Here is a 26,282-nt window from a genome sequence, read left to right as displayed (position 1 = left end):
TTGACCGCTAGTTTTCCCGGCGCCGGGAACCATATGCCCCTTCGGTTCCCTGGCACACCACGTTTCACAGAAGCGCCGGTATTGAACTACCGCCGCGATAGGGACCTGAGGAGAACTGGTGCCGCTCCCGTCACTGAGCCCCGAGCAGCGCGCTGCCGCGCTGGAGAAGGCTGCGGAAGTTCGCAAGGCTCGGGCTGAGCTGAAGGAACAGCTCAAGTCCGGCAAGACCACCCTCGCCGCCGTGCTCGACCGCGCGGAGGCCGATGAGGTCGTCGGCAAGCTGAAGGTCTCGGCCGTGCTTCAGGCGCTGCCGGGCATCGGCAAGATCCGCGCGACCCAGATCATGGAGAAGCTGAAGATCGCCGAGAGCCGCCGGCTCCGGGGTCTCGGCGACCAGCAGCGCAAGGCCCTCCTGGGGGAGTTCGCTGCGAACTGACTCATCGGCTCGTGTAGGAATGAGCCGTGAGCATGGATGACGACGCGCGCCCGGCAGCCCGCCTCACCGTCCTGTCCGGCCCCTCCGGGGTCGGCAAGGACAGCGTGATCGAGCTGATCCGGGCGCGCTCGCCTTGGATCCGGTTGTCGGTGTCGGTCACGACACGCAAGAAACGCGACTACGAGACCGACGGCGAGCACTATCACTTCGCAACACGGGCCGAGTTCCAGCGCCTGATCGACGGCGGTCAGCTGCTGGAGTGGGCCGAATTCGCGGGCAACCTGTACGGCACGCCTCGCGCGCAGGTCGAGGGCTGGCTCATGGAGGGCCGGCCCGTTCTGTTGAAGATCGACCTGCAGGGCGCCCGCCAGGTGCGGGCGGCCATGCCGGAGGCCCAGCTGGTCTTCCTGGCCCCGCCGAGCGTCGAGGAGCTCCAGCGCCGGCTGATCGGGCGGGGCACCGACGACGCCGAGACGATCAAGCGCCGCCTCGCGCACGCCGATGAGGAGCTGGCGGCCGAGTCGGAGTTCGACGTCACCGTCGTGAACGACTTCGTCGAGCGGGCCGCTGACGAGCTGGTAGGCTTGCTCGGTTCGTTATACCTAGCCCACGAGCATTAAGGATTCACCACAGTGGGAACTGTCGCCAACCCCGAGGGCATCACCAACCCGCCGATCGACGAGCTGCTCGACAAGACCTCGTCGAAGTACTCGCTGGTGATCTTCGCGGCCAAGCGCGCCCGCCAGGTCAACGCCTACTACAGCCAGCTCGGTGAGGGCCTGCTGGAGTATGTCGGTCCCCTGGTCGAGACCACCCCCCAGGAGAAGCCGCTCTCGATCGCGATGCGGGAGATCAACGCCGGTCTGCTGACCGCTGAGCCGACCGACCACCCGTAAGGGGTTCCGCGTTCGTCCGATCCCGTGTCCCAGTCTCTGGGCGCGGGATCGTCTGCTATCCGAGGTGGTGCGGTGACTGAGGTCGTCCTGGGAGTCTGTGGCGGCATCGCCGCCTACAAGGCCTGTGAGCTGCTCCGGCTGTTCACCGAGTCCGGCCACGGCGTCCGGGTGGTGCCGACCGCCTCGGCGCTGAAGTTCGTCGGCGAGCCCACCTGGGCCGCCCTCTCCGGCCGTCCGGTCGCCACGCAGGTGTGGGACGACGCTCACGAGGTGCCGCACGTGCGCATCGGCCGCGCCGCCGAGCTGGTCGTGGTCGCCCCGGCCACCGCCGACATCCTGGCCAAGGCCGCGCACGGCATCGCCGACGACCTGCTCACCAACACGCTGCTGACCGCCACCTGCCCGGTCGTCTACGCCCCCGCCATGCACACCGAGATGTGGGAGAACCCGGCCACCCGGGCCAACGTCGCCACCCTGCGCTCGCGGGGCGCGTTCGTCATCGAGCCGGCCGTCGGCCGCCTCACCGGCAAAGACACCGGCAAAGGCCGCCTGCCCGAGCCTGCGGCGATTTTTTCGTACGCGCTGAGCGCGCTGCGCGCGCCGAGAAGTGACTTGGCGGGCCGGCACGTCGTCGTGACGGCCGGCGGCACCCGGGAGCCCCTCGACCCGGTCCGCTTCCTCGGCAACCGCTCGTCCGGCAAGCAGGGCTACGCCCTCGCCCGGGCGGCACTGGCCCGCGGCGCTCGTGTGACGTTGATCGCGGCAAATGTTTCGCTGCCCGACCCGGCCGGCGCCGATCTGATCCGGGTGGGGACCACCGAGGAGCTGCGCAAGGCCACCGTCGAGGCGGCCGCGTCGGCGGACGTCGTGGTGATGGCCGCCGCACCCGCCGACTTCCGCCCGGCCACCGTCGCCGAGCAGAAGATCAAGAAGACTGAGGACGGGCTCCCGGCCCCGATCGCCCTGGTCACGAACCCGGACATCGCCGCCGAGCTGGGCGCCGCCAAGCTGCCCGGGCAGATATTGGTGGCGTTCGCCGCGGAGACGCACGACGCGCTGGAACACGCCCGAGTGAAGATGGCGAAAAAACGCGCAGACCTCATCGTGGTGAATGAAGTCGGGATGGATCGGGTCTTCGGCCAGGATCGGAACACCGTCACTGTGCTGGGCGCGGAAGGCTACCGCGAGGCGCTCGAGGAATTATCCAAAGACGATGTATCCGATAGGATCTTGGACCATGTCGTGGGCAGGCTCGATGCCCAGGTCGGTGACGGTCGGCCGCTCTGATTAGACTTCCGCGTTACCTGTATTCGACAACTGAGGAGCACCGTGGCACGCCGCCTGTTCACTTCCGAGTCGGTCACGGAAGGCCACCCGGACAAGATCGCTGACCAGATCAGCGACGGGATTCTCGACGCCCTGCTCGCCCAGGACCCGCGCAGCCGTGTCGCGGTCGAGACCCTGATCACCACCGGCCAGGTGCACGTAGCGGGCGAGGTCACCACCCAGGCCTACGCCGACATCCCCAAGATCGTGCGCGACACCATCCTGGCGATCGGTTACGACTCGTCGAAGAAGGGCTTCGACGGCGCGTCGTGCGGCGTGAGCGTCTCCATCGGCTCTCAGTCGCCGGACATCGCCCAGGGCGTGGACAGCGCGATCGAGCTGCGCGAGGGTGACTCCGAGCACGTCCTGGACCAGCAGGGCGCCGGCGACCAGGGCATGATGTTCGGCTTCGCCTGCTCGGAGACCCCCGAGCTGATGCCGCTGCCGATCGCGCTGGCGCACCGGCTGGCCCGGCGGCTCTCCGCCGCGCGCAAGGACGGCACGATTCCGTACCTGCGCCCGGACGGCAAGACCCAGGTCACCATCGAGTACGACGGCCTGCGCCCGGTCCGGCTGAACACCGTGGTCGTCTCCTCGCAGCACGCCGCGGACATCTCCCTGGAGTCGCTGCTGACCCCGGACGTGCGCGAGCACGTCATCGCGCCGGAGCTGGAGGGTCTCGGCCTCGACGTCGAGGACTACCGGCTGCTGGTCAACCCGACCGGCCGCTTCGAGATCGGTGGCCCGATGGGCGACGCCGGCCTGACCGGCCGCAAGATCATCGTTGACACCTACGGCGGGTACGCCCGGCACGGCGGTGGCGCGTTCTCCGGCAAGGACCCGTCGAAGGTCGACCGTTCCGCGGCGTACGCGATGCGCTGGGTCGCCAAGAACGTGGTCGCCGCCGGTCTGGCCGAGCGCTGCGAGACCCAGGTGGCCTACGCGATCGGCAAGGCGCACCCGGTCAGCCTGTTCGTGGAGACCTTCGGCACCGAGAACGTGCCGGTCGAGCGGATCGAGAAGGCCATCAAGGAGGTCTTCGACCTGCGTCCGGCCGCGATCATCCGGGACCTGGACCTGCTCCGCCCGATCTACCAGCAGACCGCCGCGTACGGCCACTTCGGCCGGGAGCTGCCGGACCTGAAGTGGGAGAGCACGGACCGCGCTCAGGACCTGAAGAACGCCGCTTCCTGAGGCTTCCCGCCGCGTCGCGAGAGCCGGCGCCCCCGACCGGGGGTGCCGGCTCTTTCACGTCAACAGCCCGGCCCTGGTGGCCAGCGCCGTCACCGCGGCCGCGCGGTCCGCGTCGGCGAGCGTGATCGGCTCGCCGGTGATGTACATCCGCGCGTACCAGGTCGAGCCCACCTGGCGGATCACCTCGGCCGGGTCGGTCTCGGCCGGCGCCTCGCCCCGGGCCACCGCCCGCTCCACCATCACCGCCGCGTTGCTGATCCGCGCGGCGAAGAACGTGTCGAGCGCCGCTCGCGCGGCCGGGTCGTGGATCGCCTCGCCCACCACGATGTCGAAGACCGCCCGGCTCTCCGGCTCGCGCAGCATGGTGATCGTGCTGCGGGCCAGCTCGCGCAGGTCGCCCTCGAGCGATCCGGTGTCCGGCACCGGCACCTGCTGGCCGGCGATCCCCGCGAACACGTCCACCACCAGCTGCCCGACCGTGCCCCAGCGCCGGTAGACGGTGGTTTTCGCCACGCCGGCCCGGCGGGCGATCCGGTCGATCGACGTCCCCGCGTAACCCACCTCCAGCAGCTCGGCGGTGAGCGCCGCGGTCACCGCCTCGGCCGTCCGTGCGGTGCGCCCGCCGGGTCTGCTCGCAGTCAAACGAAACTCCAGTTGCATTAATGGCGATCGTGCCTCTATCGTCATCCTAACGCAACTAGAGTTCACTTAAGAGGGGTTCCCGATGTCGTTCTTCCTCGGCACGATCTTCTTCGCCGCCGTCGTCGGCGTGCTCGACGCGAAGCTCCCGTGGGGCGGCGCCCGATGATCACCGGACACTTCGGACTGGCGGCCGGCGTGAAGTCCGGGGCGCGGCAGGTTCCGCTCTGGGCGCTGATGCTGGCCACGGTCTGGCTCGACGTCCTCTTCGTCCCGCTGGTGCTGGCCGGGGTCGAGGGCTTCGAGGACGCTCCCGGCACCGACGGCGGGTACGGGGACGGGATCATCCACGCCGACTGGACGCACTCGCTGGCCGGGGCGCTGCTGATCGCCGGGCTGACCGGGTGGCTCTGCATCCGCTGGTGGGGGCGGCTCGGCGGGCTGACGATCGGCGCGGTCGTGTTCTCGCACTGGGTCCTCGACCTGCTGGTCCACCGGGCCGACATGCCGGTGCTGCCCGGGGACCTCGGCGATCTGCCGCGGCTCGGGTTCGGGCTCTGGCAGCACCACGTCCTGACCGCGGCGATCGAGGCGGCGTTGCTGCTGGCCGGGGCAATGCTCTATCACCGTGCCGCCCGGCGGACCGGTGGGCCGATCGCTCGGGTGAACCTGATCACCGCCCTGATCGTGGCCGGTGGGGCGGTGACCCTGGGCTTGGATCTGGCCGGGCTCTGACCGCGCGTGGTCCCGGCTGGTCCCCACGGCCCTGTCCGGCCGTGCGATGGGGCCGTACCGGCCAGCTCGGGTGGTCGGGCTGGCGTCCATGGCCCTGTTCGGCCGTGCGATGGGGCCGTAGGGGCCGGCTGGGGTGGTCGGGCTGGCTTCCATGGCCCTGTTCGGCCATGCGGTAGGGCTGTGGGGGCCAGCTGGGGTGGTCGGGCTGGCTTCCACGGCCCTGTTGAGACATGCGATGGGACCGTGGGGACCAGCTCGGGTGGTCGGGCTGGTTTCCATGGCCCTGTTCGGCCGTGCGATGGGGCCGTGGGGACCAGCTGGGGTGGTCGGGCTGGTTTCCATGGCCCTGTTGAGACATGCGATGGGGCTGTGAGGGCCAGCTGGGGTGGTCGGGCTGGTTTCCATGGCCCTGTTGAGACATGCGATGGGGCTGTGAGGGCCAGCTGGGGTGGTCGGGCTGGCTTCCACGGCCCTGTCCGGCCGTGCGTTAGGGCTGTAGGGGCCAGCTCGGGAGGTCGGGCTGGTTTCCACGGCTCTGTCCGGACAGGGGATAGCGCCGTGGGGGCCAGCCGGGGACCTGGGTGGACTGCGCTTCCCGGATCGTCGCGATCGACCGGCGCGCCGAGACGGTGAACTGCCTGGCCCACGTGACCCCATGACCTCGCCTCGCCGGGGATTGTCAGAGGGGGCGGGCAGAATGTTCGGCGATGGGGACCAAGAGTGTGCGTGGGGAGCGGGAGCCGGCGGAGCGTCTGCCGGTGGCCCGGGTGTGTGTCGACTTGCCGTTGCCGCACCTGGATCGGCCGTTCGATTATCTGGTCTCCTCGGCCGATGACGAGGCGGCGCAGCCGGGGGTGCGGGTCAAGGTCCGGTTCGCCGGGCAGTTGGTGAGCGGGTTCCTGCTCGGGCGGGCCGAGGCCTCGGATCATCAGGGACGGCTGGCCTTCCTGGAAAAGGTCGTCTCGCCGGAGCGGGTGCTGGATCCGGAGGTGGTGCGGGCGGCGCGGGCGGTTGCGGATCGCTATGCGGGGAGTTTGGCCGACGTGCTGCGCCTGGCGGTGCCGCCACGGCATGCGCGCGTGGAGACCCAGGCGGCGAAAGACAGGCCCGGGGCCGCGGATGACGCGGGCGGAGGCGGGCCGGCGGACGATGCGGGCGGAGGCGGGCCGGCGGACGATGCGGGCGGAGGCGGGCCGGCGGATGATGCCGGTGGGAGCGAGTCGGTTCTGCCTGAGAGCGAGCCCGCATTCCGGCCGCCCGCTCCCGGCGGCTGGGACTCCTACGCGGCGGGCCCGGCCTATCTGCGGGCCCTGGAGGACGGCCGTCCCGCCCGAGCCGTGTGGTCAGCGCTGCCGGGAGAGGACTGGCCGGTCCGGATCGCCGAGGCGGCCGCCGCCACCGTGCGCGCCGGCCGCGGCGTGGTCATCGTGGTCGCCGACGCGCGCGACCTGGACCGCGTCGACCGGGCGCTCACCGAGGTGCTCGGCCCCGGCCGGCACGTCGCGCTGAACGCGGCACTCGGCCCGGCCGAGCGCTACCGCCGTTTCCTCGCCGCCAGCCGGCACCAGGTCCCGGTGGTCGCCGGCACCCGGGCGGCGATGTGGGCCCCGGTCGCCGCCCTCGGCCTCGTGGTGATCTGGGACGACGGTGACGACCTGCACGCCGAGCCCCGCTCGCCCTACCCGCACGCCCGCGACGTGCTGCTCACCCGCGCCCGGCTGGCCGACTGCGCGGCGCTGGTCGGCGGCTTCGCCCGGACCGGGGAGGGCCAGCTCCTGCTGGAGACCGGCTGGGCCCGGGAGATCGTCGCGGACCGGGGCGTGCTGCGCCGCCGCCAGCCGGTGATCTCGCCGACCGGCGACGACCCGCAGCTGGCCCGCGACCCCGGCGCGGTGACCGCCCGCCTGCCCAGCGTGGCCTGGCAGGCGGCCCGCTCCGCGTTGCAGGCCGGCGCCCCGGTGCTGGTCCAGGTGCCGCGCCGGGGCTATCTGCCCGCCGTGGCCTGTGTCGAGTGCCGGAACCCGGCCCGTTGCCCGAAATGCTCCGGTCCGCTGGCCCTGCACAGCGCCCGCGACGTGCCGGTCTGCCTGTGGTGCGGGCGCAACTTCCCGGCCTATCAGTGCCCGGTCTGCGGCGAGCGCCGGCTGCGCGCCTCGATCATCGGGGCCCGGCGCACCGCTGAGGAGCTGGGCCGGGCCTTTCCGGGTGTGCCGGTGCGCACCTCCGGGCGGGACGAGATCTTGGACACGGTTCCCGGCGAGCCGGCCATGGTCGTCGCCACCCCGGGCGCCGAGCCGGTGGCCGCGGGCGGCTACGGCACGGTCCTGCTCCTGGACACCTGGGCGCTGCTGAGCCGGGCCGACCTGCGGGCCGCCGAGGAGACCATGCGGCGCTGGCTGAACGCGTCGGCCCTGGCCCGCCCCGGCCCGCAGGGCGGCAAGGTGGTCGTGGTCACCGACGGCTCCCTCGCCCCGGTGCAGGCCCTGCTGCGCTGGGACCCGGGCTGGTTCGCCGCCCGTGAGCTGGCCGAACGCCGCGAGTTGGGCTTCCCCCCGGCGGCCCGGATGGCCAGCGTCACCGGCCCGGCTCCGGCCGTCGCCGAGCTGCTCACCATCGCCGAGCTGCCGGACGGCACCGAGCAGCTCGGCCCGGTCCCGGCCGGTGACGAGCAGGAGCGGATGCTGCTGCGGGTGTCCCGGTCCCGGGCCGCCGACCTGGCGCACGCCCTGCACGTGGCCGCCGGCGTGCGCAGCGCCCGCAAGGCGGCGGTGCCGGTCCGCATCCAGGTGGACCCGGCCGACCTCTTCTAGGTCCGTAGACTGTCCCGGGACGCGTTTCGAGCCCCGATCGGGGCCGCGGCGCGGCCCGGCCGGATTCCGAAACACGTCCTGGCCGTCTTTCAAGATTTAGGAGTTCCGCCGCGTGACCGTCCAGCCCATCCGTCTGTTCGGCGATCCGGTGCTGCGCACTGCGGCCGACCCGGTCGTCGACTTCGACAAGGAACTGCGCAAGCTGGTCAAGGATCTGACCGACACGATGCTGGACGAGGGCGGCGCCGGCCTGGCCGCCCCGCAGCTCGGCGTCGGCCTGCGCGTGTTCACCTTCGACGTGGACGACGTGGTCGGGCACATCGTCAACCCGGTGCTGTCGTTCCCGGACGAGGAGGAGCAGGACGGCCCCGAGGGCTGCCTCTCCATCCCGGGCATCTACATCGACACCAAGCGCCGGCAGAACGTGGTGGCCAACGGTTTCTCCGAGCACGGCGAGCCGGTCCAGCTGGTCGGCACCGGCCTGATGGCCCGCTGCGTGCAGCACGAGACCGACCACCTGGACGGCGTGCTGTTCCTGGACCGCCTGGACTCGGCCGGCCGCAAGGACGCGATGAAGCAGATCCGCGCCGCCGAGTGGTACGACGCCGCCAAGCCCCCCACCGTCAAGGAGAGCCCGCACGGCCGGGGCATCTTCGGCGTGGGACGGTGATCTGATGCGCCTGGTCTTCGCCGGCACGCCCGAGGTGGCGCTGCCCAGCCTGGAGGCGATCGCCGCGTCCGGGCACGAGTTGCTCGCCGTGGTGACCCGGCCGGACGCCCCCGCCGGGCGGGGCCGCCGCCTGGTCCGCTCGCCCGTCGGCGCCTGGGCCGACGAGCGCGGCATCGAGGTGCTGACCCCGGCCAGACCGCGGGAGCCAGAGTTCCAGGAGCGCCTGCGCGAGCTGGCGCCGGACTGCGTGCCGGTGGTGGCCTACGGTGCCCTGGTCCCGCCGTCCGCCCTGGAGATCCCCGCACACGGCTGGGTGAACCTGCACTTCTCGCTGCTGCCCGCCTGGCGCGGCGCCGCGCCGGTGCAGCACGCCGTGCTGCACGGTGACGAGGTGACCGGGGCCAGCGTCTTCGAGCTGGAGGCCGGCCTGGACACCGGCCCGGTCTACGGCACCGTCACCGACCAGATCCGGTTCAACGACACCTCCGGCGACCTGCTGGAGCGGCTCGCCCGCGAGGGTGCCGGCCTGCTGGTCGCGGTGCTCGACGCGATCGCGGCGGGCACCGCCCGGGCGCACCCGCAGCCGCACGACGGCGTCAGCCTGGCGCCGAAACTCACCGTCGAGGACGCCCGGGTCCGCTGGACCGATCCGGCGTTCGCGGTCGACCGGCGGATCCGGGCGTGCAGCCCGGCGCCGGGCGCCTGGACCACGCTGCGCGACGACCGGCTCAAGCTGGGGCCGGTCCGGCCGATCGCGAACGCGCCGCACCTGGAGCCGGGGGAGCTGCGGGTGGAGCGCACGCAGGTGCTCGCCGGCACCGCGACCACGCCGGTGCAACTGGGCGAGATCCGCGCGGCGGGCAAGAAACCGATGGCCGCGACCGATTGGGCTCGTGGCATGCGTATCGAAGCAGGAGAGAAACTGGCGTGATCGACCGCACCGCAGCCAAGCAAGGGCCGGGAGAGCACGCCGGGGAGGGCCCAGCATGACCGAACATCGGGCTTCACGGCCGCACGGCGCCGGCCCTCGCCGGCCATCCGGGCCGGGACATCCGCGCGACCAGCGCAGCGGCCGGGCGCCGAGGGGCGGCCGCCCGCCGTCGGACCCGGCGCGCCAGGCGGCCTACGAGGCGATCGCCGCCGTGCACCGCGACGACGCGTACGCGAACCTGGTGCTGGCCGAGATCCTCGGCGGGATGCGCCTGCACGGGCGGGATGCCGCGTTCGCCACCGAGCTGACCTACGGCACGCTCCGGGCGCTCGGCACCCTCGACCTGATCATCGCCGACGCCTCCGGCCGGGACCTGGCGCAGATCGACGCGCCGGCCCGCGACGCCCTCCGGCTCGGGGCCTATCAGCTGCTCTACACCCGGGTGCCGACGCACGCCGCGGTGAACCAGACCGTCGACCTGGTTCGGTCGGTGGCGCCCTTCGCGGCCGGCTTCTCGAACGCGGTGATGCGGACCATCTCGGAGACGACACTCGACGACTGGCTGGCGAAACTCGCCCCGTCGGCGGAGGACGACCCGATCGGGCACCTCGCGGTGCACCACCACCATCCGGAGTGGATCGTGCGGGCGTTCGCCGAGGCGCTCGGCGGCGACCTGGAGGACACCACCCGGCTGCTGATCGAGGACAACCAGCCGCCGGCCGTGCACCTGTGCGCGCGTCCGGGCCGGGCCGACGCGGTCGAGCTGGCCGACGAGGTCAACGGGGTGCCGGGCGCCTTCTCGCCGTACGCGGTCTACCTGAACGGCGGCGCTCCGCGTGACCTGGCCGCCATCCGCGAGGGCCGGGCGCACGTGCAGGACGAGGGTTCCCAGCTGGTCGCGGCGGCGCTGCTGGCCGCCCCGGTGGAGGGTCAGGACACCCGCTGGCTGGACCTGTGCGCCGGCCCGGGTGGCAAGACCGGCCTGATCGGCGCGATCGCCGCCGCCCGGGGCGCCGAGGTGACCGCGGTCGAGGTGGCCGAGCACCGGGCCCGCCTGGTCGAGCAGGCCACCGAGGGCATGCCGGTGACGGTCTTCCCGATGGACGGCCGCTCGGTGGGCCGGGACCCGGACCTGCCCGAGGAGGCGTTCGACCGGGTGCTGGTCGACGCGCCGTGCACCGGCCTGGGCTCGCTGCGCCGCCGGCCCGAGTCGCGCTGGCGCCGGCAGCCGGCCGACCTGCCGCCGCTCACCAAGTTGCAGCGGGAGCTGCTGGTGGCGGCGCTGCGGGCGGTCCGCCCGGGCGGCGTGGTGGCATATGTGACCTGTTCCCCGCACATGGTGGAGACCCAGGTGACGGTGAGCGAGGGCGCCCGGCGCTCCGGGGTCGAGGTCGACTTCGTGGACGCCCGGCCGCTGCTGCCGCCGGGCATGCCGGGGCTCGGCCCGGGCCCGACGGTCCAGCTGTGGCCGCACCGGCACGGCACCGACGCGATGTTCCTGGCCGTCCTGCGCCGGACGAGCTGAGCTCGGCGAGGCCGGACCGCCCCGAGGCGGCCCGGCCTCGCTATTTCACCGTGGGCAGCAGCACGGTGTCCGCTTCGAGCGCCGCTACCGGCGCCGGCGCGGCGTACCGGTCTCCCCGGTTGATCGTGGTCGCGGCCGCGTCCAGGTGCTTCTTCAGGATCCGCGCGAGCGGCTTCTCCACCACCCGGTGCAGCAGGTACGCCGCGAGCAGCATGGCGCCCACGACCAGCGGCAGCAGCACGGGCCGCGGCAGCAGGTCCCGCAGTCCGTAGATCATGGTCCAGCCCAGGTACTCGTGCAGCAGGTAGAACGGGTACGTCAGCAGCCCCGCCGTGGTCAGCCAGCGCCACTGGATCCGCGCCGTGTATCCGAGCGCGATCGCGAGCATCACCGCGAAGATGCCGGTGACCACGACCGCCCCGACCGCCGTGGACAGCCCCGGGTCCACCTCCCGCTTGTCGCCCACCTGCTGCACCGTCCAGTACTGGGCCAGCAGGAACGAGGCGCCGAGAAGCCCCCAGAGCAGCAGGTCCGGCCCGAAACGGTGGATCAGGTAGAGCGCGATGCCGGCGACGAAGAACGGGGCGCAGTCCGGTTGCAGCACCGTCGACAGCAGGTGCACCCCGGACTTGACCGAGAGCATCGAGGCGACCAGCCAGCCGTACCCGAAGATCACCGCACGGCGCAGCGTCAGCCCGCGCCACACCACGACGGCGAAGAGCAGGTAGAACAGCGCCTCCCGCCAGAGCGACCAGTAGACCGCGTCGACGTGCTGCACGTCGACCGCCTTCTGCATCATCGTCAGGTTGAGTGCCACCTCGTGCCAGTGCCGGGGTGCCCGGACGACCGGCCAGAGGGTCAGCACCGCCGTGGTGATCAGCACCGCCGGCCAGTACGCCGGGAACAACCGGGTCACCCGGGAGCGGAAGAACGCCCCGGGCGTGCGGCCCCAGCTGCTCATGCAGATGACGAAGCCGCTGATCACGAAGAACAGCTCGACGCCCAGCCAGCCGTAGCGCCCGAGGTGGTGCAGGAGCGGCCAGGCCGTCTCCGGCGGCGCGCCCCAGGACTGGCGCACCCCGGTCGGGTATCCGGTGTAGTGGTAGAGCGCCACCACCAGCGCGGCGAGGATCCGTAGGCCGTCGAGCGCGGCAAGCCGCCGGGCAGAGCCGATCTTCGGGGTCACGGCGGCACACCATACCGGCGGCACCGGAGCGGGAATCGCCAGGTCATACAATTTCAGCCGTGGAATCATCGCCGATCATCGCGCCGAGCATCCTCGCCTCCGACTTCTCCCGCCTGGCCGAGGAAGTGCGAGCCATCGAGGGGGCCGCCGACTGGGTGCACGTGGACGTCATGGACAACCACTTCGTGCCCAACCTCACGCTCGGCCTGCCGATCGTGCAGAGCCTGCGCAAGGCGACCACGATCCCGTTCGACGTGCACCTGATGATCACCGACCCGGAGCGCTGGGCGCCGGGTTACGCCGAGGCGGGGGCGTACAACGTGACGTTCCACGCCGAGGCCTGCGACGACCCGGTGGCGCTCGCCAAGACGCTGCGCGCGGCCGGGGCAAAGGCGGGCCTGGCCATCGACCGGGACACCCCGGTGGAGCCGTACCTGGAGTTGTTGCCCTATCTGGACACCGTCCTGATCATGACGATCAAGGCCGGCTTCGGTGGGCAGAAATTCCTGCCCGAGATGCTGGACAAGGTGCGTGACGTGCGGCGCCGCGTCGCCGTGGGCCACCTGGACGTGCGCATCGAGGTGGACGGCGGGATCGCCGCGGACACCATCGAGCAGGCCGCCGAGGCCGGTGCGGACGCGTTCGTGGCGGGCACCGCGGTCTATGGCATGGCCGACCCGGCCGAGGCGGTGCGTAAGCTTCGGGCACTGGCCGCCAACCGGATGGGGAACTCGATGTGAGCACTTCCGAGCCGGGGCCCGTGGTCGAGGACCTCGGGCTCGACGCCGACGAGCAACGACCGGACCTCATCCTGGTCGTCGACGACGATCAGGACATCGCGAGCTTCGTCGAGTTCAACCTCAAGGTGCACGGCTTCGAGGTGATCCGCGCCCGGGACGGGCAGGAGGCGCTCGACCTGATGGAGGAGCACCGCCCCGATCTGGCCGTGGTCGACTGGATGATGCCCCGGATGGACGGGGTCGAGCTGATCCGGAACCTGCGGGCCGACCCGCTCACCTCCGCGCTCCCGGTGATCATGCTGACCGCCAAGAGCATGACGGTGGACAAGGTGGTCGGCCTGACCACCGGCGCCGACGACTACCTGACCAAGCCGTTCGACACCGCCGAGCTGATCGCCCGGGTCTCCACCACGCTGAAACGCAACAAGGAGTTCCGCGAGGTCTCGCCGCTGACCGGCCTGCCCGGCAACGCCCGGGTGCGCCGCGAGATCATCGACCGGATCCGGTCCGGCGGCGACTACTCGGTCGGCTACATCGACATCGACCGGTTCAAGAGCGTCAACGACGTCTACGGGTTCGACCGCGGTGACGAGTTCATCACCGCCATGGCCCGCAGCCTGCAACGCGCCAGCGCCTCCACCGGCAAACCGTCGATCTTTCTGGGGCACATCGGCGGCGACGACTTCGTCTTCATCTGCCACCCCGACCAGGTGCTGCCGCTGACCAAGAGCATGGTCACCGACTTCGAGTCGGCCGCCGACCGGCTCTACGACCAGAAGGACGCGCAGCGCGGCTACATCGAGGTGCCCGACCGCCGCGGCAACAAGCAGCGTGCCGCGCTGGTCACGCTCTCGATCGGGGTCGCCCAGGCGACCGCCGACGGCCGGCAGTTCACCGACCCGCGGATGGTCATCGCGGTCGCCTCGGAGATGAAGAAGGTCGCCAAGTCCCAGCCGGGCTCCTACGTCGCCATCGACCGCCGCCGCAACGAGGCCAAAGACGAGGATCAAAACCCGATTTAGGTACGCGGGGGAGCGTACTTCGCGACGTATTCCTGGCCGGTCAAGCCTTGGATCGCGGCAACCACCTCATCGGTGACCCGCCGGGCGTCCGGGGCGGATTCCACCTTCACCGGGATGGGCGGGCCGAAGTCCAGCCGGATCGGGTGCGGCCGGGGGAGGCGGCGACCGGCCGGCCGGACCTGATCGGTGCCGCGGATCCCGACCGGCACGATCGGCACCCCGGCCTGCGCAGCGAGCCGGACCGCCCCGGTGCGTCCCCGGTACAGCCGCCCGTCGGGGGAGCGGGTCCCCTCGACGAAGACCGCGACCAGCCCGCCGGCCCGCAGGATCGGCACCGCCGCGTCGAAGGCGCTGAGCACCGCCCGCCCGCCGGCCCGCTCCACCGGGATGGCGCCCATCCCGGTCACCACCCGGCGGGTCAGCCCGGACCCGCGGAAGTACTCCGCCTTGGCCCAGAACGCGATGTGCCGCGGCGTGTTGATGCCGAGGAACAACTGGTCGGCGATGGCGTGGTGGTTGGCCGCGAGGATCGCGCCGGAGCCGGCCGGCAGGTGCTCGAGACCGGTGACCGTGGTCGGCCAGAATCCGCGCAGTAGCGCGCCGAGGGTGCGGTGAGCGGCGGCGTAGAGCGGCGGCATGCGGGTCATCGAGAGTCCCTCTCCAAGGCGGCGTCGAGCGGCGGCATGCGGGTCATCGGGAGTCCTTCCCCAAGGCGGCGTCGAGCGGCGACATGCGGGTCATCGAGAGTCCTTCCCCAGATGGGCGGCGAGGGTGGCGTCGACGAACGGGGCCGGGTCGGTGGCCCCGGTGGCCAGCGTCAGCGAACCCCAGATCCAGAGCTGGGCGGTGCCGTGCAGGGCCGCCCAGAGCGCGGCGGCCGTGACCTCGGCCGGCGGGTCGGCGGCGGGCCGGGCGGCGGCGACCAGATCGACCAGCAGCCGGAAGAGCGGCAGCGAGGCGTCGCGCAGGCCCAGCTCCCCACCGGTTTCGAGCAGGTCGTGGCGGAACATCAACGCGAACATGCCGCGGTTCGCGGCGGCAAAGCGTACGTAAATCCGGGCCAGCTCGGTGATCTGCGACCGCGGGTCGGCGGCGGCCGTCCGCAGCGCGGTCTCGATCTGCGCCTTGAGCTCGGCGAACCCGGAGCGGGCGATGGCCGAGAGCAGCGACTTGTGGGTGGGGAACCAGCGGCGCGGCGCGCCGTGCGAGACACCGGCCCGGCGAGCGATCTCACGCAGTGAGAGGGCGCCGGGACTTTCGGTGCTCAGCAACTCGGCGCCGACCCGGACGAGCCGGTCACGTAAGACGTCGTCAGCGGGCATAGACAGTGTCTACCAGAGGGGGTAGACACTGTCTACGCCGGGATGCGCGAGGGCGGGGCATCTGCAAGGCTGCGGGGATGGACGTGGACGCGCTTCGAGCCGGGACGCCCGGCTGCCGCAATCGGATCCATCTGAACAACGCGGGCGCGGCCCTGATGTCGCAGCAGACCCTGGACGTCGTGGTCGAGCACCTGCGGCTGGAGGCGCGGATCGGTGGCTACGAGGCGGCCGACGCGGCCGCCGACCGGGTCGCCGCGGTCTACTCCGGGCTGGCCGAGCTGCTCGGCGGGCGGTCCGACGAGATCGCGCTGTTCGACAACGCGACGCACGCGTGGCAGGCCGCGTTCTACTCGGTGCCGCTGCGGCCCGGGGACCGGATCCTGACCGGGCGCAACGAGTACGGCAGCAACGTCCTGGCCTACCTTCAGGCGGCCCGGCGGGCGGGCGCCGAGGTCGTGGTGGTGCCGAACGACGCGGACGGGCAGATCGACACGTCCGCGCTGGCCGGGCTGATCGACGGGCGTACGAAACTGATCGGCCTGACCCACGTGCCGACCGCGGGCGGACTGGTCAACCCGGCGGCCGAGGTCGGTCGCATCGCCCGCGCCGCGGGCGTCCCCTACCTGCTGGACGCGACCCAATCGGTGGGGCAGTTCCCGGTGGACGTCGCGGAGATCGGGTGCGACTTCCTCTGCGGGACCGGGCGCAAGTTCCTGCGCGGGCCGCGCGGCACCGGGTTCCTCTGGGTCCGCCACGGCGTGCTGGACCAGCTCGACCCGCACATCGTGGAGATCCAGTCGGCGGACTGGGACGGTGCCCGCGGGTTCGGCTGGGCGCCCGGCGCGCGGCGGTTCGCCACCTGGGAGCTCAACTACGCGGCGGTGCTCGGCCTCGGCGTGGCCGTCGACCAGGCCCTGAACCTGGGGCTGGCGGAGATCGGCAAGCGCAACGAGGAGCTCGGCGACCGGATGCGCGGGCTGCTGGAGGACACCCCCGGCGTGACCGTTCACGACCTGGGGCGCCGGCGGTGCGCGATCGTCACCGCCACGGTCGACGGGGTGGAGTCGGAGCTGGTGGTGGCCCGGCTGGCCGAGTCCGGGGTGAACGTGACCAGCACCGAGCCGGCGCACCAGCAGTTCGACACCGAGGAGCGCAACCCGCCGCCGCTGGTCCGGTTCTCCCCGCACTACTACAACACCGAGGACGAGGTGGAGCACGCCGCGACCCTGGTAGGGGCCCTTACCGGCAAGCGTTTGTGAGATCCCTCGCCCCTGGGGTGGCAAATCCGCCGGCGCGTGCAAGACTCGGGGTTAACCCACCACGCGCTGGCGGGACTCGGTGAAATTCCGAACCGGCGGTGATCCACTGCGCAAGCAGCGGTAAGCCCGCGACCCGGACGTCCGCACCACGACGGCCGGTGGACCTGGTGAGACTCCAGGGCCGACGGTTGATCAGGCGAAAGCCCGATCAGACAGTCCGGATGGGAGACAGCGCGCGGAATCGGACGGGTGTGCCCTCAACGGGGTCGCATCCGGACCCGGGTGCGCGAAGCGTACCCTGAGTGTCCGATTCTTGGCGTTTCTCCCATTGCCCTCCGCGCGTGTCCTGACCGCGTGAGAGGACTGCCGTTCCGATGGTGACCGAGGACGAGGCGATGCGCCGCGCGATTGCGCTGGCCGCCCGGGGCCTCGGCACGACCAGCCCCAACCCGGTGGTCGGCTGCCTGCTGCTCGGCCCGGACGGCGCGGTCGTCGGTGAGGGCTTCCATGCGTACGCGGGCGGCCCGCACGCCGAGATCGTGGCCCTCGCCCAGGCCGGTGAGCGGGCCCGCGGCGGCACCTGCGTGGTGACCCTGGAGCCGTGCAACCACACCGGGCGGACCGGCCCGTGCTCGGAGGCGCTGATCCAGGCCGGCCTGCGCCGCGTGGTGATCGCCGTCGACGATCCGAACCCGGTGGCCTCCGGCGGCGCCGCCACCCTGCGCGCGGCCGGCCTCCAGGTGGAGACCGGGGTGCGCCGCGCCGAGGCCGAGCTGGGGAACATCGCCTGGCTGACCGCCGTGCGCCGCGGCCGCCCGTTCGTGACCTGGAAATTCGCCGCCACCCTGGACGGGCGCTCGGCCGCCGCGGACGGGACCAGCCAGTGGGTCAGCTCCAGCGAGTCGCGCTTCGACGTGCACGTGCTGCGCAGCACGGTCGACGCGATCGTGGCCGGGGTCGGCACGGTGGTCGCCGACGACCCGCAGCTGACCGTGCGCGACCTGCGGGACGGCTCGCTCGCCATCAAGCAGCCGCTGCGCGTGGTCGTCGACTCGCACGGGCGGACCCCGGAGACGGCCCGCGTCCGGGACGCCGCCGCGCCCACCTGGATCGTGACCACGGCCGAGACCGGCAGCGGGCCGGACGGCCGCGTCGACCTGCACGCCATGCTCACCGAGCTCTACACCCGCGGCATCCGCAGCGTGCTGCTGGAGGGCGGCCCGACCCTGGCCGGGGCGTTCCTCGCGGCCGGTCTGGTCGACCGCGTGATCGGTTACGTCGCGCCGAAACTGCTCGGCGCCGGCCGGTCCGCTCTGGTCGACGCCGGGATCGGCACCATCGCCGAGGCCCTGGAGCTCGACTTCACCGACATCGCGCAGATCGGGGGCGACCTGCGCTTCACCGCCACGCTCCGCTCAAAGGAGAACTGAATGTTCACCGGCATCGTCGAGGAACTGGGTGAGATCGTCCGCCTGACCGAGGGCTCCGCGGACTCGGCCGTCATCGCCGTCCGAGGGCCGCTGGTCACCTCGGACGCCCGCGACGGCGACTCCATCGCTGTCAACGGCGTCTGTCTCACCGTCATCGACAACGTGGACGGGGTGTTCACCGCCGACGTCATGGGGGAGACGCTCCGGCGTTCGTCGCTGGGCGCGCTCAAGGTCGGCAGCAACGTGAACCTGGAGCGGGCCGCCGCGCTCGGCAGCCGCCTCGGCGGCCACCTGGTGCAGGGCCACGTCGACGGGGTGGCGACACTGATCGGCCGCGAGCCGGCCGACCAGTGGGAGGTGGTCACCTTCTCGCTCCCCGCCGAGCTGGCGAAATACGTGGTCGAGAAGGGCTCGATCACGGTCGACGGCGTCTCGCTGACCGTCATGGCGGTCACCGAGGACACCTTCTCGGTCGGGATGATCCCGGCCACCTCCAAGCACACCGTGCTGGGCAGCAAGGCCATCGGCGAGCCGGTCAACCTCGAGGTCGACGTGATCGCCAAGTACGTCGAGAAGATGCTGGGGAGCCGCAATGTCTGAGAGCATCGAGCGCGCGATCGCCGAGATCAAGGCCGGCCGGCCGGTGATCGTGGTGGACGACGAGGACCGGGAGAACGAGGGCGACCTCATCTTCGCGGCCGAGTACGCCACCCCGGAGCTGGTCGCCTTCATGGTCCGCTACACCTCGGGCTACATCTGCGTGGCGATCCCGGAGGCCGAGGCCGACCGGCTCGACCTGCCCCCGATGGTGCAGACGAATCAGGACAACCTCAAAACCGCCTATGCCGTGACCGTCGACGCGCGGCACGGCGTGACCACCGGCATCTCGGCGGCTGACCGGGCGCACACCATCCGGCTGCTCTCATCGGCCTCCAGCGGGCCGGCCGACTTCAACCGGCCGGGCCACATCGTGCCGCTGCGCGCCAAGCCGGGTGGCGTGCTGCGCCGGCCCGGGCACACCGAGGCCGCGGTCGACCTGGCCGTGCTCGCCGGTGGCCGGGCGGCCGGGGTCCTCTGCGAGATGGTCAACGACGACGGCACCATGCAGCGCCGCCCCGACCTGGAGAAATTCGCGGTCGAGCACGACCTGGTCCTGATCACCATCGCCGACCTGGTGGCCTACCTGGGCGATCGTGCGGAGAAGCAGGTCGAGCGGGTGGTGGAGACCGCGCTCCCCACCGAGCACGGCGTCTTCACCGCGGTGGGTTACCGCACCGCGGCGGACGACGGCGAGCACGTCGCGCTGGTCTACGGCGACCTGAGCGACGGCGAGGACGTGCTGGTCCGGGTGCACTCCGAGTGCCTGACCGGGGACGTCTTCGGCTCCCGGCGCTGCGACTGCGGCCCGCAGCTGGACGCCGCCCTGGAAAAGGTGGCCGCCGCCGGGCGCGGGGTGGTGCTCTACATGCGCGGGCACGAGGGGCGGGGCATCGGCCTGCTGCACAAGCTTCAGGCGTACCAGTTGCAGGACCGCGGGTTCGACACGGTCGACGCGAACCTGGAGCTCGGCCTGCCGGCCGACGCCCGCGACTACGGCACCGGCGCGCAGATCCTCTACGACCTCGGCGTGCGCTCGATGCGCCTGCTCACCAACAACCCGGCCAAGCGGGCCGGGCTGGAGGGCTACGGCCTGCGGGTCACCGGCCGCGAGGAACTGCCGGTCCGCCTGCACCCGGAGAATGTCCGATACCTGCGGACCAAGCGGGACCGGATGGGGCACCTGTTCGAGGCGTTGGGCTGACCCCGTACGCAAGCAGGGGTGAAAATGACGACAAAGGGGGGTTCAGATGGCCGGCTTCGGTGATCCGCACACACAGCCCGTCGATGCGGCCGGGCTGCGGCTCGGCATCGTCGGTTCGCGCTGGCACAACGACCTGGTCGACCACATGATCGACCGGGCCCGGGCGGCCGCCGAGGCGTGCGGCGTCACGGACCTCGTCGTGGCCCGGGTGGCCGGCTCGGTCGAGCTGCCCGTGGTCGCCCAGGCGCTGGCGAAACGCTGCGACGCCGTGGTCGCCCTCGGCGTGGTGATCAAGGGCGAGACGCAGCACTTCGAGTATGTCTGCGACGCCGTCACGGCCGGCCTGACCCGGGTCGCGCTGGACGAGCAGACCCCGGTCGCGCACGGCGTGCTCACGGTGCACAGCCTCGGCCAGGCCCGGGACCGGGCCGGCCTGGAGGACTCGATCGAGGACAAGGGCTGGCAGAGCACGGTCGCCGTGCTCGACGCCGCGCTCGCCATCCGTGAGATCCAAAAGGACTAGAGCCGACCGGCTTCGATGATGCGGGTCAGGAACTGCCTGGTCCGCGCTTCGACGGGGTCGCCCAGCACCTGCTCGGGCGGCCCCTGTTCGAGGACCCGGCCGGCTTCCAGGAACGCCACCCGGTCGGCCACCTGCTTGGCGAAACCCATCTCGTGGGTGGCCAGCACCATGGTCATGCCCTCGCCCTTGAGGTCACGGATCATGGCGAGCACCTCGCCGACCAGCTCCGGGTCGAGTGCCGAGGTGACCTCGTCGAGCAGCAGCAGCCGCGGGCTGTTGACCAGCGCCCGGACGATCGCCACCCGCTGCTGCTGGCCGCCGGAGAGCCGGTCCGGATACGCGGTGGCCTTGTCGGCCAGCCCAACCCGGCTCAGCCAGGCCATCGCCGTGTCGCGGGCCTCGGCGGCCGCCCGCTTGTGCACCCTCGTCGGGGCCAGGGTGATGTTGTCCAGCACGGTCATGTGCGGGAACAGGTTGTAGCTCTGGAAGACCAGGCCGATCTTCTGTCGTACCAGATCGGGGTTGATCCGCGGATCGGTGATCTCCTCGCCGTCCAGGTGGATCGTCCCGTCGTCGATCTCGGTGAGCAGGTTCACGCAGCGCAGCAGCGTCGACTTGCCCGAGCCGGAGGCGCCGATCAGCGCCACCACCTCGTGCTCGCCGACGTCCAGGCTGAGGTCGTCCAGGACCACGTGGCCGGTGAAGACCTTGCGGACGTTCCGGCAGGAGAGCAGCACGTCAGGCCCCCGCGTTCTGTGCCCGGGCCGCACGCAGCGTCACCCGGTCGGTGATGGCGATCAGCGGCAGGGCGAGCAGGATGAACAGCACGGCGGCCACCACGTACGGGGTGAAGTTCCCGCTCTTGGCCACCCCGATCTGCGCGGCCCGGATCGCGTCGATCGGACCGGCCAGCGAGATCAGCCCGACGTCCTTCTGGAGCGCCACGATGTCGTTGAGCAGCGGCGGGGTGACCCGGCGGACGGCCTGCGGCAGCACCACGTGCCGCATCGCCTGCCGGTAGCTCAGGCCCAGCGACCGGGCCGCCGCGACCTGGCTCGGGTGCACCGACTCGATCCCGGCCCGGAACACCTCGGCCAGGTACGCCCCGTAGGTGATCACGATGGCCGCCCCGCCCAGCACGACCACGTCCGGGGTGCCCTGCAACCGCAGCCCGGGGATGCCGAACGCGAACAGGTAGATCGCGATGATCAGCGGCAGCCCCCGGTACGAGTACGTGTACCCGGCGGCCAGCACCCGCACCGGGAAGGTGACCGGCCCGCGCAGCGTGCGCAGCACCGCGATCAGCAACCCGAGCGCGAGCGCCAGCGGCGCGCAGACCACGAACAGCCGCACGTTGAGCCAGAAGCCCTCCAGCACCGCCGGGAAGTACTCCCGCGCGACCGTCAGGTTGAAGAACGACTGCTTGACCCGGGGCCAGCCGGGTGACCCGGTGACCCCGAGGACGAGCAGGGTGCCGACCACCGCGGTGGATCCGGCGGCGAGCAGGACGGAGCGGATCGCCTGCCGGCGACGGTAGGCGAACCGCTCCCGCTGCCGCTCACTTGGCGCGTATGTCACTTGAGCTCGGGCGCCCCGGCGTCGGACAGCCAGGTCTTCTCCAGCACCGCGAGGGTGCCGTCACCGCGCAGCTGGTCGACGGCCTGGCTGACGCAGCCGGTCAGCTTCGAGCCCTTGTCGAGGACCAGGCCGAACTGCTCGGGCACGCCGACCTGCGGCACCTGGCCGACGATCACGCCGTCCTTGAGCTCGGCGCCGGTCATGTAGAACGCGGTCGGCAGGTCGACCACGATCCCGTCGACGGTGCCGTTCTCCAGCGCCTTCTTGGCGTCGTCGTTGTTGTTGAAGACCGACGGCTTGGTGGCCGGCTTGATGACGTCGGTGATCGCCTGGTAGCTGGTGGTGCCGACCTGGGCGCCGAGTTTCGCGCTGTTGAGCTCCGCCAGGGTCTTGGCGCCGGCGATCTTCGACTTCTTCGTCGTGATGACCGTCTGCCGGACCAGGTAGTACGGCGAGGAGAAGTCCACCGCCTGCTTGCGCTCGTCGGTGATGGAGAACTGGTTGATGTCGAAGTCGAACGCCTTGGGTCCGGGGGCGATCGCGTTGTTGAACGTCACCGACGTCCAGACCACGTTCTCCTTCGAGTACCCGAGCCGTTCGGCGACCTGGTAGGCCACCGCGGACTCGAAGCCCTGCCCGTTGGCCGGCTTGCTGTCTTTGAACCACGGCTCGTACGCCGGGTCGTCGGTGCCGATGGTGAGCTTGCCCGCGGCGACGGTGCCGAGGGCGCCGGACGGACAGGCGTCCGCCGAGGAGGAGGAAGGGGATGCGCCGGAGGCGTTGCTGTCCTCGACCGGGGAACAGGCCGTGACAGCGGTGAGCGCCAGTGCGGCGCCACCCACGAGGAGGGGGGTGAAACGGCTGACCATGCCGGGCAGCTTAAAAGACGTCCCACGGGCTGGGGGTGTTCGTCGTCAGACCGTAATGAGCTGCAACAATCGTTCCCCGTGAAGACGTTCGAAGAACTGTTCGCCGAGTTGCAGCGCAAGGCGGCGGAACAGACCCCCGGTTCGGGCACGGTCGCCGCGCTCGAACGCGGAGTCCACTTCATCGGGAAGAAGGTCGTCGAGGAGGCGGCCGAGTCCTGGATGGCCGCCGAGCACGAGGGCCCGGAACGGGCCGCCGAGGAGATCTCGCAGCTGCTCTACCAGGCACAGGTCCTGATGATCGCCACCGGCATCGAGCTCAAGGACGTGTACCGACATCTCTGACGTACGGCCCCAGGTCCGTCCGTCAGAGAACGAAGGAGCACGTCCCATGCTGCGTATCGCCATCCCGAACAAGGGCACTCTCTCCGCACCGGCGACCCAGATGCTGAAAGACGCCGGTTACCGTCAGCGCACCGACCCGAAAGACCTCGCCTGCCGTGACGAGGCCAACAACGTCGAGTTCTTCTACCTGCGGCCGCGCGACATCGCGACGTACGTCGCCTCGGGTGATCTGGATCTCGGCATCACCGGCCGCGACCTGCTGGTCGACTCCGGCGCTCCGGCGTCCGAGCTGCTCGACCTGAACTTCGGCAGTGCGACGTTCCGCTGGGCCGCCCCGGCCGGCACGCTGACGTCGGTGGAGCAGATCGCCGGCAAGCGGATCGCCACCGCGTTCCCCGGCCTGGTCGGCAGCTACCTGACCGAGCACGAGCTGAAGGCCGACGTGGTCCGCCTGGACGGCGCGGTGGAGAACGCGGTCCGCCTCGGTGTCGCCGACCTGATCGCCGACGTCGTGGAGACCGGCGCCACGCTGCGGCAGGCCGGCCTGGTGACGCTCGGCGAGCCGCTGATGCGCTCGTCGGCCATCCTGATCGGCCGCTCGGCCGAGCCCCCGGCCGCCGCCACCCAGCTGCTGCGCCGGCTCAACGGCGTGCTGGTCGCCCGCAACTTCGTGATGCTCGCCTACGACGTCCGGGCCGACCTGCTGGAGCAGGCCACCGGGCTCACCCCGGGCATCGAGTCGCCGACCGTCTCCCCGCTGCACCGGGAGGGCTGGGTCGCCGTGCAGGCGATGGTCCAGCGCAGCCAGGTGCACCGGGTGATGGACGAGCTGTACGAGCTCGGCGCGCGTGCCATCCTGGTAACCGACATCGCCAATTGCAGGTTGTGATGACTGACGTCGTTTTCCGCCCCAAGAAGATCCGCATGGTGGCCGCCCCGATCGCGGCCGCCGTGGCGATCTTCTTCACCGTGCTCAGCTTCGGGCTGCACGGGCAGGCCGGCTTCGAGAACGCCGGCCAGATCGGCTCGGGCAGTTTCCAGCGCGGCGACCAGGCCGCGATGATCGGCCTGGGCATCCTGATCGGCCTGGGCATCCTGGCGTTCTGCCGGCCCCGGGTCAGCGCCGACGAGCAGGGCGTGCACGTGCGCAACGTGGTCGGCGGCTACGACCTCCCGTGGACCGTGGTGCGCGCGGTGCGCTTCGACCGGAACTCGGCGTGGGCGCATCTGGAGCTGCTCGACGACGAGCAGGTGTCGATCCACGCGTTGCAGGCCGTCGACAAGGACTACGCGGTCGACGGAGTCCGGACGCTCCGGGCCCTGCATTCCGCTTCGCAAGAAGCCTGACCAGAGGCCTCCCGGGAGGCCTGATAGACTAGCGGGCAGTCGACCACGCCTTGCCTTGAGCAGGGCGCGAAAGAGGAGCCCGCTGGTTCCCACCCGAGTCACCGACTGTGGCCGGGTCCGGTCATCCGAGCAGGGATTATTCCCTGTCCGGGGCGCGTCCTCCCTTGGGCGCCGATGACCGGTCGAGCGGGCCTCGGCATGCATTTCTGAGCTAGCTACCTCAGAGTGCGGCCGAGGTCTTCTGCTTTCCCGGCCGTCCCGTGGTCCAGCGGGACGGTGAACTCGGGGCCGACCGACATTGGCAGAGTAGGTACGTTCTGAGGAGGCCCCATCAGCGTCGAACCACGCGTGAACGAACAGATCCGGGCTCGTGAGGTCCGTCTGGTCGGTCCGGAGGGTGAGCAGGTCGGCATCGTGCCGCTCGAGCGCGCGCTCCAACTGGCCGCGGACGTGGACCTGGACCTGGTCGAGGTTGCTCCGATGGCGCGGCCGCCGGTGTGCAAGCTCATGGACTTCGGCAAGTTCAAGTACGAGAGCGCACTGAAGGCCCGCGAAGCGCGGCGCAACCAGCAGCAGACCGTCATCAAGGAAATGAAGCTGCGGCCGAAGATCGACCCGCATGACTACGAGACCAAAAAGGGTCACGTGGTGCGGTTCCTCAAGGCGGGCGACAAGGTCAAGGTGACGATCATGTTCCGCGGCCGTGAGCAGAGCCGCCCCGAGCTGGGCTTCCGGCTTCTCCGCCGGCTCAGCGAGGAGATCTCCGAGCTGGGCTTCGTGGAGGCCAGCCCGAAGCAGGACGGTCGGAACATGATCATGGTGCTGGCGCCGCACCGGGCCACGAAGGCCGCTGCGGTCGCCGCCACGGCGGCCGGAGCCAAGCCCGCCCGTGAGCCGCGCGAGGGCGACGGTACCGAGGTGCCCGCCGCTCCTGCCGACACCACCGCAGATTAGACAGCTTTTCTGAGCGTCCCCCGGGCGTACGGAAAGATCATGAAAGAGGCGTTCTAAAGTGCCGAAGATGAAGAGCCACACCGGCATGGGTAAGCGGGTGAAGGTCACCGGCAAGGGCAAGATCGTGCGCGAGCAGACCGGCAAGCGCCACCTGCTGGAGCACAAGTCCTCCCACGTTACCCGCCGGATGACCGGCACTGTGGTGGTGGCGAAGGCTGACACCGCGCGAGTGAAGAAGCTTCTGGGCCGCTGACGCGCGCCTGACACGTTCCCCTGTAAGGAGTACTTGAAATGGCACGCGTCAAGCGGGCGGTAAACGCCCAGAAGAAGCGCCGCACCCTGCTCGAGACCGCGAGCGGCTACCGCGGTCAGCGCTCCCGCCTGTACCGCAAGGCCAAGGAGCAGGTGCTGCACTCGATGCAGTACTCGTACCGTGACCGCCGTGACCGCAAGGGCGACTTCCGCCAGCTGTGGATCACCCGTATCAACGCGGCCGCCCGCGCCAACGGGATGACCTACAACCGCCTGATCCAGGGCCTGAAGCTGGCCGAGGTCGAGGTCGACCGCAAGATCCTGGCTGACCTGGCGGTCAACGACGCCACCGCGTTCGCGGCCATCGTCGAGGTCGCTCGCGCGGCCGTCGCGGCCGAGGGCACCGGCGGCGCCGCCGCTCAGGCTGCCTGAGTTCGCGTTTTTCCGAGGCGCCCCCCGAGCAATCGGGGGGCGTTTCCCTTTGCCCCCGGAAGC

Annotated in this window: 30 protein-coding genes and 1 riboswitch; of the genes, 23 read left to right on the top strand and 7 right to left on the bottom strand. The window is 71.2% G+C overall.

The window, feature by feature from the left end; all coding sequences use genetic code 11:
- Nucleotides 1-118 precede the first annotated feature (118 nt).
- The 5 genes from mihF (at nt 119) to metK (ending at nt 3,852) form a co-directional block, all read left to right on the top strand.
- On the top strand, nt 119-436 hold the full coding sequence (gene mihF, locus Aiant_RS10665) for an integration host factor, actinobacterial type (RefSeq protein ID WP_014693418.1): 318 nt from the start codon (nt 119-121) through the stop codon (nt 434-436).
- A gap of 32 nt (nt 437-468) precedes the next feature.
- The gene (gmk, locus tag Aiant_RS10660) at nt 469-1,056 is read left to right on the top strand and encodes a guanylate kinase (RefSeq protein ID WP_189333495.1); all 588 of its coding nucleotides are present in this window, start codon (nt 469-471) and stop codon (nt 1,054-1,056) included.
- A 12-nt stretch (nt 1,057-1,068) separates the two neighbouring features.
- Nucleotides 1,069-1,332 (top strand): DNA-directed RNA polymerase subunit omega, encoded by a 264-nt coding sequence (gene rpoZ / locus Aiant_RS10655; RefSeq protein ID WP_067705078.1) that lies wholly within the window; start codon nt 1,069-1,071, stop codon nt 1,330-1,332.
- 72 nt (nt 1,333-1,404) lie between these two features.
- Entirely contained in the window at nt 1,405-2,619 is a 1,215-nt protein-coding gene (gene coaBC / locus Aiant_RS10650) for a bifunctional phosphopantothenoylcysteine decarboxylase/phosphopantothenate--cysteine ligase CoaBC (RefSeq protein ID WP_189333363.1), read from the top strand.
- Between the two features lie 42 nt (nt 2,620-2,661).
- A complete protein-coding gene (gene metK / locus Aiant_RS10645; protein WP_189333364.1) occupies nt 2,662-3,852 on the top strand; it encodes a methionine adenosyltransferase in 1,191 nt (396 codons plus the stop codon).
- 54 nt (nt 3,853-3,906) lie between these two features.
- On the opposite strand, the gene Aiant_RS10640 is transcribed toward metK, so the two are convergent.
- On the bottom strand, nt 3,907-4,494 hold the full coding sequence (locus tag Aiant_RS10640; RefSeq protein ID WP_189333365.1) for a TetR/AcrR family transcriptional regulator: 588 nt from the start codon (nt 4,492-4,494) through the stop codon (nt 3,907-3,909).
- 162 nt (nt 4,495-4,656) lie between these two features.
- On the opposite strand from Aiant_RS10640, the gene Aiant_RS10635 reads away from it, so the two are divergent.
- The 5 genes from Aiant_RS10635 to Aiant_RS10615 all read left to right on the top strand — a co-directional run bounded on the left by Aiant_RS10635 (nt 4,657) and on the right by Aiant_RS10615 (nt 11,162).
- The gene (locus Aiant_RS10635; RefSeq protein ID WP_189333366.1) at nt 4,657-5,226 is read left to right on the top strand and encodes a permease; all 570 of its coding nucleotides are present in this window, start codon (nt 4,657-4,659) and stop codon (nt 5,224-5,226) included.
- Between the two features lie 707 nt (nt 5,227-5,933).
- On the top strand, nt 5,934-8,036 hold the full coding sequence (locus Aiant_RS10630) for a primosomal protein N' (protein ID WP_189333367.1): 2,103 nt from the start codon (nt 5,934-5,936) through the stop codon (nt 8,034-8,036).
- 112 nt (nt 8,037-8,148) lie between these two features.
- Nucleotides 8,149-8,706: a peptide deformylase gene (gene def, locus Aiant_RS10625; RefSeq protein ID WP_189333368.1), complete on the top strand. Its 558-nt coding sequence runs from the start codon at nt 8,149-8,151 to the stop codon at nt 8,704-8,706.
- A gap of 4 nt (nt 8,707-8,710) precedes the next feature.
- On the top strand, nt 8,711-9,637 hold the full coding sequence (fmt, locus tag Aiant_RS10620; RefSeq protein ID WP_189333369.1) for a methionyl-tRNA formyltransferase: 927 nt from the start codon (nt 8,711-8,713) through the stop codon (nt 9,635-9,637).
- 55 nt (nt 9,638-9,692) lie between these two features.
- Nucleotides 9,693-11,162: an RsmB/NOP family class I SAM-dependent RNA methyltransferase gene (locus Aiant_RS10615; RefSeq protein ID WP_189333370.1), complete on the top strand. Its 1,470-nt coding sequence runs from the start codon at nt 9,693-9,695 to the stop codon at nt 11,160-11,162.
- A gap of 40 nt (nt 11,163-11,202) precedes the next feature.
- Here the strand turns inward: Aiant_RS10615 and Aiant_RS10610 are convergent, their stop codons facing one another.
- Nucleotides 11,203-12,348, bottom strand: a complete 1,146-nt coding sequence (locus Aiant_RS10610) for an acyltransferase family protein (protein ID WP_229830719.1) — start codon at nt 12,346-12,348, stop codon at nt 11,203-11,205.
- Between the two features lie 59 nt (nt 12,349-12,407).
- Here Aiant_RS10610 and rpe point away from each other — a divergent pair, with 59 nt between their 5' ends.
- Nucleotides 12,408-13,088 (top strand): ribulose-phosphate 3-epimerase, encoded by a 681-nt coding sequence (gene rpe / locus Aiant_RS10605; protein ID WP_189333372.1) that lies wholly within the window; start codon nt 12,408-12,410, stop codon nt 13,086-13,088.
- Nucleotides 13,085-14,110, top strand: coding sequence for a GGDEF domain-containing response regulator (locus Aiant_RS10600; protein WP_425322663.1), 1,026 nt, complete (start codon nt 13,085-13,087; stop codon nt 14,108-14,110). The genes rpe and Aiant_RS10600 overlap by 4 nt, the downstream gene beginning before the upstream one ends.
- Here Aiant_RS10600 and Aiant_RS10595 read toward each other — a convergent pair.
- The gene (locus tag Aiant_RS10595; RefSeq protein ID WP_189333497.1) at nt 14,107-14,748 is read right to left on the bottom strand and encodes a lysophospholipid acyltransferase family protein; all 642 of its coding nucleotides are present in this window, start codon (nt 14,746-14,748) and stop codon (nt 14,107-14,109) included. The two genes, Aiant_RS10600 and Aiant_RS10595, sit on opposite strands and share 4 nt — an antisense overlap.
- A 99-nt stretch (nt 14,749-14,847) precedes the next feature.
- On the bottom strand, nt 14,848-15,432 hold the full coding sequence (locus Aiant_RS10590; RefSeq protein ID WP_189333373.1) for a TetR/AcrR family transcriptional regulator: 585 nt from the start codon (nt 15,430-15,432) through the stop codon (nt 14,848-14,850).
- A gap of 77 nt (nt 15,433-15,509) precedes the next feature.
- On the opposite strand from Aiant_RS10590, the gene Aiant_RS10585 reads away from it, so the two are divergent.
- From Aiant_RS10585 to ribH, 5 genes are all read left to right on the top strand, one after another.
- Nucleotides 15,510-16,691 carry an aminotransferase class V-fold PLP-dependent enzyme gene (locus Aiant_RS10585; protein WP_189333374.1) on the top strand — a complete coding sequence of 394 codons (1,182 nt, stop codon included), beginning with the start codon at nt 15,510-15,512 and terminating at the stop codon, nt 16,689-16,691.
- Nucleotides 16,692-16,752: 61 nt separating this feature from the next.
- Nucleotides 16,753-16,928, top strand: a riboswitch (FMN riboswitch).
- A 137-nt stretch (nt 16,929-17,065) separates the two neighbouring features.
- Nucleotides 17,066-18,121 (top strand): bifunctional diaminohydroxyphosphoribosylaminopyrimidine deaminase/5-amino-6-(5-phosphoribosylamino)uracil reductase RibD, encoded by a 1,056-nt coding sequence (ribD, locus tag Aiant_RS10580; protein WP_189333375.1) that lies wholly within the window; start codon nt 17,066-17,068, stop codon nt 18,119-18,121.
- Nucleotides 18,122-18,721 (top strand): riboflavin synthase, encoded by a 600-nt coding sequence (locus Aiant_RS10575; protein WP_189333376.1) that lies wholly within the window; start codon nt 18,122-18,124, stop codon nt 18,719-18,721.
- Nucleotides 18,714-19,922, top strand: coding sequence for a bifunctional 3,4-dihydroxy-2-butanone-4-phosphate synthase/GTP cyclohydrolase II (locus tag Aiant_RS10570; RefSeq protein WP_189333377.1), 1,209 nt, complete (start codon nt 18,714-18,716; stop codon nt 19,920-19,922). The genes Aiant_RS10575 and Aiant_RS10570 overlap by 8 nt, the downstream gene beginning before the upstream one ends.
- 46 nt (nt 19,923-19,968) lie before the next feature.
- Nucleotides 19,969-20,445, top strand: coding sequence for a 6,7-dimethyl-8-ribityllumazine synthase (gene ribH / locus Aiant_RS10565; RefSeq protein ID WP_189333378.1), 477 nt, complete (start codon nt 19,969-19,971; stop codon nt 20,443-20,445).
- On the opposite strand, the gene Aiant_RS10560 is transcribed toward ribH, so the two are convergent.
- The 3 genes from Aiant_RS10560 to Aiant_RS10550 are packed head-to-tail and all read right to left on the bottom strand — an operon-like array spanning nt 20,442 to nt 22,892.
- Nucleotides 20,442-21,182 carry an amino acid ABC transporter ATP-binding protein gene (locus Aiant_RS10560; protein ID WP_189333379.1) on the bottom strand — a complete coding sequence of 247 codons (741 nt, stop codon included), beginning with the start codon at nt 21,180-21,182 and terminating at the stop codon, nt 20,442-20,444. The genes ribH and Aiant_RS10560 overlap by 4 nt on opposite strands.
- A gap of 1 nt (nt 21,183) precedes the next feature.
- Complete coding sequence (locus Aiant_RS10555; protein WP_189333380.1) at nt 21,184-22,023, bottom strand: amino acid ABC transporter permease; 840 nt, start codon at nt 22,021-22,023, stop codon at nt 21,184-21,186.
- Entirely contained in the window at nt 22,020-22,892 is an 873-nt protein-coding gene (locus Aiant_RS10550; protein WP_189333381.1) for an ABC transporter substrate-binding protein, read from the bottom strand. Before Aiant_RS10550 ends, Aiant_RS10555 begins: the two co-directional genes overlap by 4 nt.
- Nucleotides 22,893-22,970: 78 nt before the next feature.
- Between Aiant_RS10550 and Aiant_RS10545 the strand changes: the two genes are divergently transcribed.
- The 6 genes from Aiant_RS10545 (at nt 22,971) to rplT (ending at nt 26,219) form a co-directional block, all read left to right on the top strand.
- Nucleotides 22,971-23,234, top strand: coding sequence for a phosphoribosyl-ATP diphosphatase (locus Aiant_RS10545; protein WP_189333382.1), 264 nt, complete (start codon nt 22,971-22,973; stop codon nt 23,232-23,234).
- Between the two features lie 46 nt (nt 23,235-23,280).
- On the top strand, nt 23,281-24,123 hold the full coding sequence (gene hisG / locus Aiant_RS10540; protein ID WP_189333383.1) for an ATP phosphoribosyltransferase: 843 nt from the start codon (nt 23,281-23,283) through the stop codon (nt 24,121-24,123).
- On the top strand, nt 24,123-24,581 hold the full coding sequence (locus Aiant_RS10535; protein ID WP_189333384.1) for a PH domain-containing protein: 459 nt from the start codon (nt 24,123-24,125) through the stop codon (nt 24,579-24,581). The genes hisG and Aiant_RS10535 overlap by 1 nt, the downstream gene beginning before the upstream one ends.
- Nucleotides 24,582-24,929: 348 nt before the next feature.
- Entirely contained in the window at nt 24,930-25,535 is a 606-nt protein-coding gene (infC, locus tag Aiant_RS10530; protein ID WP_189333385.1) for a translation initiation factor IF-3, read from the top strand.
- A 58-nt stretch (nt 25,536-25,593) separates the two neighbouring features.
- On the top strand, nt 25,594-25,788 hold the full coding sequence (gene rpmI, locus Aiant_RS10525) for a 50S ribosomal protein L35 (protein ID WP_185045693.1): 195 nt from the start codon (nt 25,594-25,596) through the stop codon (nt 25,786-25,788).
- 38 nt (nt 25,789-25,826) lie between these two features.
- Entirely contained in the window at nt 25,827-26,219 is a 393-nt protein-coding gene (gene rplT / locus Aiant_RS10520) for a 50S ribosomal protein L20 (RefSeq protein ID WP_014693392.1), read from the top strand.
- Nucleotides 26,220-26,282 lie beyond the last annotated feature (63 nt).

This window comes from Actinoplanes ianthinogenes (genome assembly GCF_018324205.1).
Classification (GTDB): Bacteria; Actinomycetota; Actinomycetes; order Mycobacteriales; family Micromonosporaceae; genus Actinoplanes; species Actinoplanes ianthinogenes.
The sequence above is the reverse complement of the archived record's forward strand: the minus strand, read 5'-3'. Positions and strand labels throughout refer to the sequence as shown.

Coding starts and splice junctions, on each gene's coding strand:
- Aiant_RS10535 (WP_189333384.1), top strand. CDS start 24,123: ATGACTGACGTCGTTTTCCGCCCCAAGAAGATCCGCATGGTGGCCGCC.
- Aiant_RS10575 (WP_189333376.1), top strand. CDS start 18,122: ATGTTCACCGGCATCGTCGAGGAACTGGGTGAGATCGTCCGCCTGACC.
- ribD (WP_189333375.1), top strand. CDS start 17,066: ATGGTGACCGAGGACGAGGCGATGCGCCGCGCGATTGCGCTGGCCGCC.
- Aiant_RS10615 (WP_189333370.1), top strand. CDS start 9,693: ATGACCGAACATCGGGCTTCACGGCCGCACGGCGCCGGCCCTCGCCGG.
- Aiant_RS10590 (WP_189333373.1), bottom strand. CDS start 15,432: ATGCCCGCTGACGACGTCTTACGTGACCGGCTCGTCCGGGTCGGCGCC.
- Aiant_RS10630 (WP_189333367.1), top strand. CDS start 5,934: ATGGGGACCAAGAGTGTGCGTGGGGAGCGGGAGCCGGCGGAGCGTCTG.
- Aiant_RS10570 (WP_189333377.1), top strand. CDS start 18,714: ATGTCTGAGAGCATCGAGCGCGCGATCGCCGAGATCAAGGCCGGCCGG.
- fmt (WP_189333369.1), top strand. CDS start 8,711: ATGCGCCTGGTCTTCGCCGGCACGCCCGAGGTGGCGCTGCCCAGCCTG.
- Aiant_RS10635 (WP_189333366.1), top strand. CDS start 4,657: ATGATCACCGGACACTTCGGACTGGCGGCCGGCGTGAAGTCCGGGGCG.
- Aiant_RS10550 (WP_189333381.1), bottom strand. CDS start 22,892: ATGGTCAGCCGTTTCACCCCCCTCCTCGTGGGTGGCGCCGCACTGGCG.
- rplT (WP_014693392.1), top strand. CDS start 25,827: ATGGCACGCGTCAAGCGGGCGGTAAACGCCCAGAAGAAGCGCCGCACC.
- Aiant_RS10595 (WP_189333497.1), bottom strand. CDS start 14,748: ATGCCGCCGCTCTACGCCGCCGCTCACCGCACCCTCGGCGCGCTACTG.
- gmk (WP_189333495.1), top strand. CDS start 469: ATGGATGACGACGCGCGCCCGGCAGCCCGCCTCACCGTCCTGTCCGGC.
- hisG (WP_189333383.1), top strand. CDS start 23,281: ATGCTGCGTATCGCCATCCCGAACAAGGGCACTCTCTCCGCACCGGCG.
- ribH (WP_189333378.1), top strand. CDS start 19,969: ATGGCCGGCTTCGGTGATCCGCACACACAGCCCGTCGATGCGGCCGGG.
- Aiant_RS10585 (WP_189333374.1), top strand. CDS start 15,510: ATGGACGTGGACGCGCTTCGAGCCGGGACGCCCGGCTGCCGCAATCGG.